This window comes from Thermus scotoductus DSM 8553 (assembly GCF_000381045.1).
Classification (GTDB): domain Bacteria; phylum Deinococcota; class Deinococci; order Deinococcales; family Thermaceae; genus Thermus; species Thermus scotoductus.
This window is the reverse complement of the sequence record NZ_KB905731.1, coordinates 1-12,684: the sequence shown is the minus strand read 5'-3', so window position 1 is coordinate 12,684 and position 12,684 is coordinate 1. Positions and strand designations below refer to the sequence as shown.

Below are 12,684 nucleotides of genomic sequence, written 5' to 3'. Positions count from 1 at the left end.
GCTAGTGTAGCGAAAAAAGGCGGGCTATGCTAGGCCCATGGACCCCTTCGGCATCCTCTACACCGACCTCTACCAGCTCACCATGGGCCAGGTCTACTTCCGGCTTGGCCTTCACGAAAGGGAAGCCCTCTTTGAAGCCTTCTATCGCAAAAACCCCGACTACGGGGCCCACCAGGCAGGCTACACCGTTTTCGCGGGGCTGGATCCCCTCCTAAGCTGGCTGGAGGAAGCGCGCTTTGGGGAACCGGAGCTCGAGGCGTTGCGCACCCTGAAGAGTCGTAGCGGGAAACCCCTTTTCGGCGAGGATTATCTCCGCTACCTCAAGGAGATGGAGGGCTTTTCGGGCCTTACCCTCAGGGCTCTTCCGGAAGGTCGCGTGGCCCATCCCCAGGTGCCCCTTATCAGCGCAGAAGGCCCTCTTCTCCAGGCCCAGCTCCTGGAAACCGCCCTCTTAAACCGCATCAACTACGAAACCCTCATCGCCACCAAGGCGAGCCGGGTGCGGGAAGCTGCCGGGGAAGCGGTGGTGCTGGAGTTCGGCCTCCGCCGCGCCCCCGCCAAAGGAGGGGAGGCCGCCACCCGAGCGAGCCTCATCGGGGGGGCCAACCGGTCCAGCGCCGTGAGCCTTTCCCACCTCCTTGGGCTTCCCTCCTCGGGTACCCATGCCCACAGCATGGTCCAGGCCTTCTTGGCCCTGGGCCACTCCGAGGAGGAAGCCTTCCAGGCCTTCGCCGAGGTTTTCCCCGACGACACCATCCTCCTGTTGGATACCGTGGACACCTTGGATTCGGGTCTTCCCAACGCCATCCGGGTCTTTGAGCGGTTGCGGCGCAAGGGGCACAAACCGGTGGGGGTGCGCATAGACTCCGGGGACCTCGCTTACCTGGCCATACAGGTGGCCAAGGAGCTGGACAAGGCGGGCTTCCCCGAGACCCTCATCGTGCTTTCAGGAGACCTGGACGAGCTGGTCATCTGGCAGATCAAAAGCCAGATCCAGGAGGAAGCCCCCCGCTACGGGGTGGATCCCGACCGGCTTTTAAAGCGCCTGGTCTACGGGATGGGGACCAAGATGGTGGTCTCCTGGGGATACCCTGCCCTGGGAGGGGTGTACAAGCTGGTGGCCATCCGGGAAAACGGCACCTGGGCCCCGGCCATCAAGATCTCGGATTCCCTGGAAAAGGTGCTGAACCCCGGGCACAAAAAGGTCTTCCGGGTCTACGACCATAGGGGCCTGGCCACCGCCGATCTTCTCGCCACCTTTGACGAGGAGATCCGGGAGGACAGGCCCCTGGTCCTCCGCCATCCCACCGACCCCACCAAGCGGCGCCTGTTAAACCCAGGAGAGTTCACGCTGGAGCCTCTCTTAGAAGAGGTCTTCCGGGGAGGGCGCCTCTTTCCTCCCCTTCCCATAGAGGTCCTACAGGAAAGGCGAAAGAAGGACGTGGAACGCCTGGACCCCGGGGTGCGCCGCCTGGTAAACCCCCACGTCTACCATGTCTCCCTCAGCGAGAGGCTCTTCGCCCTGAAGGAGGAACTGGTGGCCCGCCTAGGCCAGGGGTAGCTCCCTAGGAGGCCTGGCGGAGTTTGGCCTCCTCGAGGGCCTTCAGGGGCTGGTCCAGGTGGGGAAGGTCGATCACCAGCTCGCGGACCCCGCTTCCCGGGGCCTCAAACATGAGGTCCACCATGGTCTTCTCCAGGATGGCCCTGAGGCCCCGGGCCCCTGTGCCCCGCTTCAGGGCCCGGCGGGCGATCTCCTTCAGGGCCGCCTGGGTAAAGCGAAGCTCAATCCCCTCCAGGCGCATGAGTTCCTGGTACTGCTTCACCAAGGCGTTCTTCGGCTCGGTGAGGATGCGCACCAGGTCGTCTTCCGTAAGGGGATGAAGCTGGACGATGAGGGGGGCCCGCCCCACAAATTCTGGAATCATGCCGAACTTAACCAGGTCCTCGGGGATGACCTCTAAGGGCTCCTCGTGGGCTTCCTTGGTCTTGCCACGGGTAAAGCCAATGGTGGTGCGCTCGGTGCGGGCCTTGACGATGTTCTCCAGCCCCTCAAAGGCCCCGCCCAGGATGAAGAGGATGTTCTTGGTGTTCACGGGAATGAACTCCTGGTGCGGGTGCTTGCGCCCTCCCTGAGGAGGCACGTTGGCGATGGTACCCTCGATGATCTTCAACAGAGCCTGCTGCACCCCTTCCCCGGAAACGTCCCGGGTCAAGGAGGGGTTTTCCGACTTGCGGGCGATCTTGTCGATCTCGTCGATGTAGACGATGCCCATCTCCGCCCGCTCCACATCAAAGTCGGCGTTCTGCAGAAGGCGGAGGATGACGTTTTCCACGTCCTCCCCCACGTACCCCGCCTCGGTCAGGGTGGTGGCGTCGGCGATGGCAAAGGGCACATCCAGGAAACGGGCCAGGGTTTCCGCCAGGAGGGTCTTACCCGTACCCGTGGGGCCGATGAGGAGGATATTGGACTTACCGATCTCCGCCTCCGGATGGAGGAGGCGCTTGTAGTGGTTGTAGACGGCCACGCTCAAGGCCCTCTTGGCCGCCTCCTGCCCCACCACGTACTGGTCCAGGTGGGCCTTGATCTCCTGGGGCTTGGGAAGGCGTGTTGGCCCCTTGGGCCCCCGCTTCTCCTGGCGCAAGAGCTCCTGGGCCCGCTCCACGCAGTCCTCGCAGATGTAGACCTCGGCGATGGGGCTTTCCAGAAGCCGCCCCGTCTCTGGGGGGCGAAGGCCACAAAAGCTGCAAAAGGGCCTAGGCTTCCTCACGGGTCACCACCTGGTCAATAAGCCCGTACTCCATGGCCTCCTGGGCCGAGAGATAGTAGTCGCGATCGGTATCCTTCTCCACCTTCTCCAGGGGCTGGCCAGTGTGCTTGGCCAGGATCTCGTTCAAAAGCTTCTTGGCCTTCAGGATCTCCTGGGCCTGGATGGCGATGTCGCTGGCCGTGCCCCGGACCCCGCCCCAGGGCTGGTGGATCATCACCTTGGAATGGGGCAGGGCGTAGCGCCGGCCCTTCTCCCCGGCGGCCAGGATCACCGCGGCCATGCTGGCCGCCATGCCGATGACGATGGTGGAAACCGGGGCCCGGACGAACTGCATGGTGTCGTAGATGGCAAGCCCGGCATCCACCTCGCCCCCGGGGGAGTTGATGTAGAGGCGGATCTCCTGATTGGGATTCTGGGCATCCAGGAAAAGTAGCTGGGCCACGATGATGTTGGCCACCTGGGAGTCTATGGGGGTGCCCAGGAAGATGATGCGATCCTTGAGAAGCCGTGAGTAGATGTCGTAGACCCGCTCGCCGCGGGCGGTCTGCTCTATGACGTAGGGTATGACCATACCAGTCCCCATTGTAGCGGCAAGCCCAGGGGGAAAAGCCCCCTGGGCCACCATGACGCTCCTACAGGAGCTTGGCCAAGGCCTCCTTCACGGCTTTGTCCTGGATGTAGGCCGCCCGCAAGCGGGCAAGGCCCCTCTCCCCAAACTCCCGCCTCAGCTCCTGCAAGGAGATTCCGTAGGAGCGGGCCACCGCCTGCAGGTAGGCCTGCCACTCCTCCTCGCTCACCTCGGGCTTGAGCTCCTCCGCCAGGCGCTCCTTGGCCAAGGACCGCTTCACCCGCTTCAAGGCCTCCTGCCTCAGCTCCTCCCGGAACTTCTCAAACTCCCCCTTCTCCTCCAGGGCCTTGAGGTAAGCCTCGAGGGGAATCCCCTGCCGAGCGAGGTCCTCCGCCAGGTGCTCCAGGAGGTGGCGCTCCTCTGCCTCCAGCATGGAAGGGGGTATTTCCGCCTCCAACCCCTCGGCGAGCTTCTCCAGGAAGGCCCGCTCCCGCGCCTCCTGGTACCGGGCTTCTGCCTGGCGCTTTAGGCTTTGGCGCACCTTCTCCCTTAAATCCTCTAAGCTCTCGGCCTCCAGGGTCTTGGCGAACTCCTCATCCAGTTCCGGAAGCACCAGGGTCTTGACCTCCAGGATCTCGGTGCGCACCTCCCGCACCTTCTCCCCCTTCTCGTTCAAGACGGGGACCATGACCACCTCCCCCGCCCGCTTGCCCAAAAGGGCCTCCCGCACGTGGGGAAGGGCCTTGGAGAGGTCAATGGGGAACTCCGACCCCTCCTCGGTGCGCACGAAGACGTGGTCCTTCTCCTGGGCCTCCCGGTCCACAGGCACCAGCTCGGCGTAGCGATGGCGGAGCTCCTCCAAGGCCTTGTCCACCATCTCTTCCGTGACCTCCTCCTGGGCCACCTGGAGGTCAAAGCTCCGCCAGTCGGGAAGCTGCACCTCGGGGTAGTTCTCCACCTCGGCCACGTAGCGAAAACCCTCCCCCTCGCTCAGCTCCTCCTCCACCACCCTCGCCGCCACGGGCAAGAGGCCCAGCTCCTGCACCGCAAGGGGATAAGTCTCCTCCACCAGGCGCTCCTTGAGGTCGGACAGGAGCTCTTCCCGCCCGATGCGGGCCTCCACCACCTTCAAGGGGGCCTTTCCCGGGCGGAACCCCGGGATCCTCACCCGCTTGGCCACGTCCCTAAGGAGGGCCTGGTACCTTTCCTCCACCTTCTCCTTAGGTACCTCCACCCGGACCTTTACCCGATAGCCGGAACGTTCCAGGATTTCCGCCACGCCTCACCTCGCGCTTCAAAAAGGGGCCCCGCCCTTGTGGTGCGAGGAGCGGGACTTGAACCCGCACGGGTTACCCCACCGGATCCTAAGTCCGGCGCGTCTACCGGTTCCGCCATCCTCGCAAAAGGAGGGCGAGGCCCCCCTTTAAAATACCACCCCTTGCGGGGTGGCGGGATTGGGGTGAGCGATGGGACTTGAACCCACGACCCCCGGATCCACAGTCCGGTGCTCTAACCAGCTGAGCTACGCTCACCACGCTCAGCATCCGCCATTCTAAGGGCCTAACTACCCTCCGTCAAGGCCTGCAACCCGCCCTCCAGGCTCATGGCCTCGTACCCTTCCGCCTCCAGATACAGGGCCGCCACCTGGCTGATGAGCCCCTTCTCGCACACCAAGAGCAAGGGAACCTTGGGCAGGTGGTGCTCCCCCGCCTGGATTTTCTCCAGGGGCACCCACTCCGCGGGAAAGGGCAAGGGGGTATGGCGCTTGTCCGCCGGGCGGACGTCCACCACCTTCACCCCCTGGTTCAGGAGGGCCGGGAGTTCCTCGGGTTTGACCCTGCGCATACCCTTGATTGTACCAGGCGAAGGCGGGACCTCTGCGCAAAGTTATGCAGTTAAGCCCGGGTACTTTGCATAAGAAGTGGCATTCTCCTTGGACAACCCGGGCCAAGTATGTTATCCTCGCCCATTGGGTACGCGATGCCGCCGAGAAGAGACCTCAAGAAAATCCTCATCATCGGTTCCGGGCCCATCACCATCGGCCAAGCTGCGGAGTTCGACTACTCGGGCACCCAGGCGGTGAAGGCCCTCAGGGGGGCAGGGTACGAGGCCATCCTGGTGAACTCCAACCCCGCCACCATCATGACCGATCCCGAGCTGGCCGAGCGCACCTACCTGGAGCCCCTCACCCTGGAATACCTGGAAAGGGTGATCGCCGAGGAGCGCCCGGATGCCCTTCTCCCCACCTTGGGGGGGCAGACCGCCTTGAACCTCTCCATGGCCCTTCACGAGGAAGGGGTACTTGCCCGCTACGGGGTGGAGCTCATCGGGGCCAAGGCCGAGGCCATCAAAAAGGGAGAGGACCGGGAGGAGTTCCAAAAGGCCATGCGCAAGATTGGCCTCGAGGTGCCTCGAGGCCAGATGGTGGGGAGCGTGGAGGAGGGCCTCCACTTCGCCCGCGAGGTGGGCTACCCGGTGGTGGTCCGCCCCTCCTTTACCCTGGGGGGCACCGGGGGCGGTATCGCCCGGAACGAGGCCGAGCTAAGGGAGGTCCTCGGCCGGGGCCTTCTCCTCTCCCCGGTGCACACCGCCTTGGTGGAGGAATCGGTTTTGGGCTGGAAGGAGTTTGAGCTGGAGGTGATGCGGGACCATGCGGACACCGTGGTCATCATCACCAGCATCGAAAACGTGGACCCCATGGGGGTCCACACCGGGGACTCCATCACCGTGGCCCCTGCTCAAACCCTCTCCGACGCGGAGTACCAACGGATGCGGGACGCCGCCAAGGCGGTGATCCGGGAGATCGGGGTAGACACCGGAGGTTCCAACATCCAGTTCGCCGTGGACCCCAAGACGGGCCGCCAGGTGGTCATCGAGATGAACCCCCGGGTCTCCCGTTCCAGCGCCCTCGCCTCCAAGGCCACGGGCTTCCCCATCGCCAAGATCGCGGCCCTTCTGGCGGTGGGCTACCGCCTGGACGAGCTTCCCAACGACATCACCCGCAAGACCCCGGCCTCCTTTGAGCCCACCATCGACTACGTGGTGGTGAAGATCCCCCGCTTCGCCTTTGAGAAGTTCAAGGACCTCCCCAACACCCTGGGGGAGCTTAAGGACGAGCTCGGCACCCAGATGAAGTCCGTGGGGGAGGTGATGGCCATCGGCCGCACCTTCAAGGAAGCCCTCATGAAGGCCCTGAGGGGTCTAGAACGGGACGTCAGGGCCCTGGCCCAGGTGCGCACGGAGGACCTGGAGAAGAAGCTCTACCCCAACCCCGACCGCATCTATGCGGTCATGGAGCTCCTGCGGCGGGGGATGCCCATAGAGGACCTGTACCAGGCCACCCGCATCGACCCGTGGTTCCTGTACCAGATACAGGAAATCGTCCAGGCCGAGGGGTGGCTCCAGCTTCATCCCCCCAAGGACCGGGAGGACTGGCGCTTCTATAAGGGCCTGGGGCTCACCGATGCCCGCATGGGCGAGCTCCTGGGCAAGGGGGAAAAGGAGGTCCGCCAGGAGCGGAAGGCCCTGGGGGTGGTGCCCGTCTACAAGACCGTGGACACCTGCGCCGCGGAGTTCGAGGCCTACACCCCCTACCACTACTCCACCTACGAGCTGGAGGACGAGGTCTGGCCCTCCAGCAAACCCAAGGTGGTGATCCTGGGCTCGGGGCCTATCCGCATCGGCCAGGGGGTGGAGTTTGACTACGCCACGGTGCATGCGGTCTGGGCCCTGAAGGAGGCAGGGTACGAGACCATCATGGTGAACTCCAACCCCGAAACGGTGTCCACCGATTACGACACCGCCGACCGCCTTTACTTTGAACCCCTGACCCTCGAGGATGTCCTGAACCTGGTGGAGCATGAGAAGCCCATCGGGGTCATCGCCACCCTGGGCGGCCAAACCCCCTTGAAGCTGGCCAAGGGCCTCGAGGAAGCCGGGGTAAAGCTCCTCGGCACTCCCTTCGCCGCCATCCACAAGGCGGAGGACCGCCACGAGTTCAACCGGCTTTGCCGGGAGCTGGGTATCCCTCAGCCTGAGGGCCGGGTGGCAGCCGCCCCCGGGGAAGCCCTGGAGCTTGCCGAGGAAGTGGGCTACCCCCTCCTGGCCCGGCCCAGCTACGTCCTGGGGGGGCGGGCCATGCGGGTCCTCCAGAGCCGTGAGGAGCTAGAGCACTACCTGGAGGAGGTCTACGAGCCCCTTCAGGACAAGCCCTCCATCCTCCTGGACCGGTACCTGGAGGGGGCCTTGGAGCTGGATGTGGACGCCCTTTCCGACGGGGAAGAGGTGATGATCGCCGGGGTGATGGAGCATGTGGAGCGGGCTGGAGTGCACTCGGGAGACTCCGCCACGGTGCTCCCCCCGGTGCACCTTTCCCCAGGCGCTTTGGAAAAGGTCAGGGCCTACACCCGGAAGCTGGCCTTGGCCCTGGGGGTGAAGGGCCTTTTGAACGTGCAGTATGCCGTTTTGGGGGAGGAGGTGTACATCCTCGAGGCCAACCCCCGGGCAAGCCGCACCGTCCCCTTCGTTTCCAAAGCCATCGGGATACCCCTGGCCAAGCTGGCCGCCCTCATCGCCGTGGGGAAAACCCTGAGGGACCTGGGGATCCGGGACCTGGACCCCATACCCCCCTACTACGCGGTGAAAGAGGTGGTCATCCCCTGGCTCAAGTTCCCCGGGGTCATCCCGGTTTTGGGTCCCGAGATGCGCTCCACCGGGGAAAGCATGGGCCTGGACGAGGACCCTTACCTGGCCTACTACAAGGCAGAGCTGGGCGCAGGCCAGAGGCTTCCCCTAGAGGGGCGGGTGCGCTTCATCCAAGAAGGGCTTCCCCCCAAGGAAGCCCGTCGGCTGGAAGAACTCCGGCAAGTCTACCTCGAGGCGGGCTTTACCCTCTCCGAAGGGGAATATGACCTCCTCATCAGCCCTGTCCCCCACCCCGAGTTGAGGCGGGCGGTGGAAAAGGGCCTTCCCTTCATCACCACCTTAGAGGGTGCTTGGTGGAGCTTAAAGGCCATTCTAAAGGCCAGGGAAAAAGGCCCCGAGGCCAGAAGCCTACAGGAATGGCACGGCATCTTGCAGAAAGCCTGAGGGCAAGGAGGCCCAGCAGTGTACAATGAAGGCCAATGAAGCTCATCGTGGCCATCGTGCAGGATACCGACGCCCCCGGGCTCACCAAAGCCCTCTTGGAGCGGGGCTTGCAGTCCACCAAGCTGGCCTCCACTGGCGGCTTTCTGCGGGAGGGGAACACCACCTTGCTGATCGGGGTGGAGGACGAAAGGGTCCAAGAAGTGCTGGAGCTGATCCGGGAAAAATGCCGCACCCGCACCCGCCTGGTCACCCGGGGTTTTCCCCTTTCCGAGGCCCCCGACCCGTTCCTGGCCCAGCCGGTGGAGGTGCAGGTGGGCGGGGCCGTGGTCTTCGTCCTGCCGGTGGAAGGGTTTTTCAAGGTGTGAGGGGCTAGGCCCTGTGCCTTGGCCTGTGGGTATCCTTCGTACCCTTGCGGGATCCCACGGGGCTTCCAATCCCTGTGAGCTGGAGAAGGTCCTGGACTCCAGGGCCCTGGCCCGCTAAAGTGTTTGGGATGGAAGGTGAGCTCTTTCTTCTTAAGGACGCCAAAGGCCGAGCCTTCCTGATTCACCTTAAGGAGGGTGGAGTCTTCCACCACCACCGGGGCACCGTGCCTCACGAGGAAATCCGCAAGGCCGGCCCGGGGGGAAGGGTGTGGACCCACCTGGGGGAGGAGCTTTCCGTCCACCACCCCACCCTGGAGGAGTACCTCCTCCACATGCGGCGTAGCGCCACCCCCACGTACCCCAAGGACGCCAGCGCCATGGTGACCCTTTTGGATCTGGCCCCGGGGATGCGGGTCCTCGAGGCGGGCACGGGCTCCGGGGGACTCACCCTCTTCCTGGCCCGGGCGGTGGGGCCCACGGGACTCGTGGAAAGCTACGAGAAACGGCCCCAGCACCTGGCCCAGGCGGAGGCCAATGTGAAGGCCTTCTGGCAGGTGGAAAACGTGCGCTTTCACCTGCAAAGCCTGGAGGAGGCCCAGTTGGAAAGGGAAAGCTTCCACGGGGTGGCCCTGGACCTCATGGAACCCTGGAAGGTCCTGGCCAAAGCCACGGAGGCTCTTAAGCCCGATCGTTTCCTGGTGGCCTACCTCCCCAACATCACCCAGGTGCTGGAGCTGGTACAGAGGGTAGAGGGCCTGCCCCTCAAGCTGGAGCGGGTCCTGGAGGTAGCCTGGCGGGAGTGGGAGATCCGGCTTCCCGTGGCTCATCCCCGGTTCCAGCAGGTGGGGCATACCGCCTTTTTGGTGGTCTTTAGAAAATGGAAGGATTGCTGATCCACGCCTTCCTGCGGGAGCTACGAAAGGAGCTTCCCGCTTTAAACCTGGGCCTGGCCTTTCCCGAGGAAGGCAGTCTGGCCATCCTCCTCAAGGGTCAATCGGGCCGCATCTTCAACCTGGTGGCCCGCTACCGCCCCCCGGCCCCCAGCCTGGCCCTGGAGGAGGGAAGCCTCTTGGGAGAGCCCAAGACCCCTTTCCAGCGGCAGGTCCAGGCCCGGGTGAAGGGCCCCCTGCGGGAAGCGGAGCAGATCAAGCTGGACCGGGTGGTCCTCTTCCGCTTTGCCGGGGAAAAGGGGTTCGTGGATACCCCACCCGCCACCTTGGTCCTCGAGGCCACGGGGCGGAACGCCAACCTTATCCTTTTGGATGAAGAAGGGATGATCCTGGGGGTAGACCGCCCCATCACCCGCGAGGTGAACCGCTACCGCCAGGTAAAGCCCGGCCTGCTTTACGTGCCCCCACCCCCTTACGAGAAGCTGGATCCCAGGACCCTGACCCTGGAGGAACTCCGGGTCCTTCTGGGAAAACCCCTTAAGGAAGTGGTGCGCCATGTGGATGGGATAGGGCTGGAGCTCATGCGGGAGCTGGCCAAAAGGGCGGCCCTCACCCCGGAAACCCCCTTGGACGAGGCTGGCCTGGCCAGGGTTTTCCAGGCGCTAAAGGATCTTGTGGAGAATCCCGCCCTGGGCACCGCTCTTTCCCAGGAGCTCCGGGAAAAGTGGGCCGAGGAGGAGAAAGAAGCCTTGAGGAAGCCCCTCCTCGAGGCTCTAAAGCAGGAGCAGAAGACCCTTTCGGCAAGGCTTGCCGACTACCACCGGGCCCTCGAGCGCCTGGAGGAAGCGGAAAGCCTGCGGCAGAAAGCCGATCTCCTCCTGGCCCGGCTTAAGGAGGTACCCCGGGGTGCGGAAAAGGCGGTTCTGGAAGGGTTTGACGGCAAGCCGGTGGAGATCCCCTTGGACCCCACCCTATCCCCCCAGGAAAACGCCAGGAAGCTCTACGACCGGGCCCGCCGCCTGGAGGAGCTGGCGGAAAGGGCCCTAGAGCTCATCCCGCAAACGGAGGAGAAGCTAAAGGCTCTGGAGAGGGAGATGGAGCGGGTCAGGCAGGCGGACCTCCAGGAGCTTTTGGACTTTTCCCGAAAACCTAAGGAGAGGAAAGGACCCAGGCTTGGCCTGAGGTACACCTCCCCCTCGGGCTATCCCGTTCTGGTGGGCAGAAACGCCAAGGAAAACGACCTCCTCACCCGTATGGCCCACTCCGAGGACCTGTGGTTCCACGCTCAAGGGGTGCCGGGAAGCCACGTGATCCTTAAGGCGGAGGGAAGGAATCCCCCCCTGGACGACCTTCTCTTTGCCGCAAGGCTCGCCGCCTACCACTCCAAGGCCAGGGGGGAAAACCAGGTCCCCGTGGACTACACCCGCAAAAAGCACGTGTGGCGCCCCAGGAAGGCGGCACCCGGCCAGGTGCTCTACACCCATGCCAAGACCCTCTTCGTGGAGGGGACGCTTCCCAAAGAGGCATCGGAAGGGTAGACTTGGCCTTTGTGAAAAGGGTGATGTTCCACGCCAAGATCCACCGGGCTACGGTTACCCATGCGGACCTCCACTACGTGGGCTCGGTCACCGTGGACCAGGATCTTTTGGATGCCGCCGGCATCCTGCCCTACGAACAGGTGGACATCTACGACATCACCAACGGGGCCCGGCTCACCACCTACGCCCTACCCGGGGCTAGGGGATCAGGGGTGGTGCAGATCAACGGGGCCGCCGCCCACCTGGTGCGCCCAGGGGACCTGGTGATCCTGGTGGCCTACGGCATCTTTGAGGAGGAGGAGGCAAGGAACCTCAAACCCACCGTGGTCCTGGTGGACGAGACAAACCGGATCGTTGAGGTGCGACGGGGATGAGGCGGCTTCGGCTTTATCTAGACCTAATCCGCTTCGAGCACACCCTCTTCGCCCTTCCCTTTGCCTACGGGGGGATGCTTCTTGCGGCGGGGGGCTGGCCGGGCCTTCGCACCTTCCTCCTGGTCACCCTGGCCATGGTGGGGGCCCGGACCATGGCCATGGCCTTAAACCGCCTTATAGACTGGAAGATCGACGCCTTAAACCCCAGGACCCAGAACCGGCATCTGCCCAAAGGACTGGTCAAACCCTGGGAAACCCTTTTTTTGGCCCTGGTGGGCCTCCTCCTGTTGACCCTCGCCGGGCTATCCCTTAATCCCCTCACCGCCCGTCTCCTTCCGGTGGCGGTCTTCTTCCTCACCATCTACAGCTACACCAAGCGCTTCACCTGGCTTTGCCACTACGTGCTGGGCCTCACCATCGGGGCTGCCGCCGCAGGTGGCTGGATCGCCGTCACGGGAAGCTTCCACCCCACCGCCTACTGGCTCTGGGCAGGGGTGGGGCTTTGGATCGCCGGGTTCGACATCCTCTACGCCACGCAGGACTACACCTTCGACCGCGCTTACGGGGTAAAGAGCATCCCGGCCCGCTTCGGCATCCCCTTGGCCCTCTGGATTGCCCGGGCCACCCACCTTACCGCCTGGCTGGCCTTCCTCCTGGCTGGCCTTAGCTACGGGGCGGGAAGCCTCTACTTTTTGGGTCTCCTCTTGGTGGGAGGGCTCCTCTTCTACGAGCACCGCCTGGTGAGCCCCCAGGACCTAAGCCGGGTGGACCTGGCCTTTTTCCAGGCCAACGTGGGGGTGAGCCTGGGGATGTTCCTCTTTATCGTGCTGGATCTCTGGATGTGACGACTCCCCGGACTAAAGTCCAGGGCTTCTCGGGATTGCTCCCGAAGGCCCCGTCCAGGCCCAGAAAGACCTTGACTCCGTATCGGCAAGCGAGCGCAATGCTTCTGGCTCTGCCACGGGTGTTCGTTTGGAGTTTTACCCATCGGACTACCCGATGGAACCCCCTACTCCAAGTTTCAAGGTCCACGGGGAACTTTGTCCCCAAGAACATTGTACCAAATCCGTGTCCACCTGTGGTGGACGTGGGG

General features: G+C 64.0%; 11 protein-coding genes and 2 tRNA genes. 7 read left to right on the top strand and 6 right to left on the bottom strand.

The window, feature by feature from the left end:
* Positions 1-37: 37 nt before the first annotated feature.
* Positions 38-1,561 (top strand): nicotinate phosphoribosyltransferase, encoded by a 1,524-nt coding sequence (locus F604_RS0101560; protein WP_019550136.1) that lies wholly within the window; start codon positions 38-40, stop codon positions 1,559-1,561.
* 4 nt (positions 1,562-1,565) lie between these two features.
* On the opposite strand, the gene clpX is transcribed toward F604_RS0101560, so the two are convergent.
* The 6 genes from clpX to F604_RS0101530 all read right to left on the bottom strand — a co-directional run bounded on the left by clpX (position 1,566) and on the right by F604_RS0101530 (position 5,181).
* Positions 1,566-2,768, bottom strand: a complete 1,203-nt coding sequence (gene clpX, locus F604_RS0101555; protein ID WP_019550135.1) for an ATP-dependent Clp protease ATP-binding subunit ClpX — start codon at positions 2,766-2,768, stop codon at positions 1,566-1,568.
* Positions 2,755-3,339, bottom strand: a complete 585-nt coding sequence (gene clpP / locus F604_RS0101550; RefSeq protein WP_026328907.1) for an ATP-dependent Clp endopeptidase proteolytic subunit ClpP — start codon at positions 3,337-3,339, stop codon at positions 2,755-2,757. Before clpP ends, clpX begins: the two co-directional genes overlap by 14 nt.
* Positions 3,340-3,400: 61 nt before the next feature.
* The gene (tig, locus tag F604_RS0101545; protein ID WP_019550133.1) at positions 3,401-4,615 is read right to left on the bottom strand and encodes a trigger factor; all 1,215 of its coding nucleotides are present in this window, start codon (positions 4,613-4,615) and stop codon (positions 3,401-3,403) included.
* Between the two features lie 37 nt (positions 4,616-4,652).
* Positions 4,653-4,737 (bottom strand) — tRNA-Leu (locus F604_RS0101540).
* Between the two features lie 54 nt (positions 4,738-4,791).
* Positions 4,792-4,868 (bottom strand) — tRNA-His (locus tag F604_RS0101535).
* 28 nt (positions 4,869-4,896) lie between these two features.
* Positions 4,897-5,181 (bottom strand): rhodanese-like domain-containing protein, encoded by a 285-nt coding sequence (locus F604_RS0101530; RefSeq protein ID WP_019550132.1) that lies wholly within the window; start codon positions 5,179-5,181, stop codon positions 4,897-4,899.
* Positions 5,182-5,316: 135 nt separating this feature from the next.
* On the opposite strand from F604_RS0101530, the gene carB reads away from it, so the two are divergent.
* The 6 genes from carB (at position 5,317) to mqnP (ending at position 12,436) form a co-directional block, all read left to right on the top strand.
* Positions 5,317-8,424, top strand: a complete 3,108-nt coding sequence (gene carB / locus F604_RS0101525; RefSeq protein WP_019550131.1) for a carbamoyl-phosphate synthase large subunit — start codon at positions 5,317-5,319, stop codon at positions 8,422-8,424.
* Positions 8,425-8,459: 35 nt separating this feature from the next.
* The gene (locus tag F604_RS0101520; protein ID WP_015717299.1) at positions 8,460-8,789 is read left to right on the top strand and encodes a cyclic-di-AMP receptor; all 330 of its coding nucleotides are present in this window, start codon (positions 8,460-8,462) and stop codon (positions 8,787-8,789) included.
* A 128-nt stretch (positions 8,790-8,917) separates the two neighbouring features.
* The gene (locus F604_RS0101510; protein ID WP_038044467.1) at positions 8,918-9,682 is read left to right on the top strand and encodes a tRNA (adenine-N1)-methyltransferase; all 765 of its coding nucleotides are present in this window, start codon (positions 8,918-8,920) and stop codon (positions 9,680-9,682) included.
* Entirely contained in the window at positions 9,667-11,217 is a 1,551-nt protein-coding gene (locus tag F604_RS0101505) for an Rqc2 family fibronectin-binding protein (protein ID WP_019550128.1), read from the top strand. The genes F604_RS0101510 and F604_RS0101505 overlap by 16 nt, the downstream gene beginning before the upstream one ends.
* Before the next feature lie 23 nt (positions 11,218-11,240).
* A complete protein-coding gene (panD, locus tag F604_RS0101500; RefSeq protein WP_026328906.1) occupies positions 11,241-11,591 on the top strand; it encodes an aspartate 1-decarboxylase in 351 nt (116 codons plus the stop codon).
* A complete protein-coding gene (gene mqnP / locus F604_RS0101495) occupies positions 11,588-12,436 on the top strand; it encodes a menaquinone biosynthesis prenyltransferase MqnP (protein WP_015717303.1) in 849 nt (282 codons plus the stop codon). Before panD ends, mqnP begins: the two co-directional genes overlap by 4 nt.
* Positions 12,437-12,684: the final 248 nt, after the last annotated feature.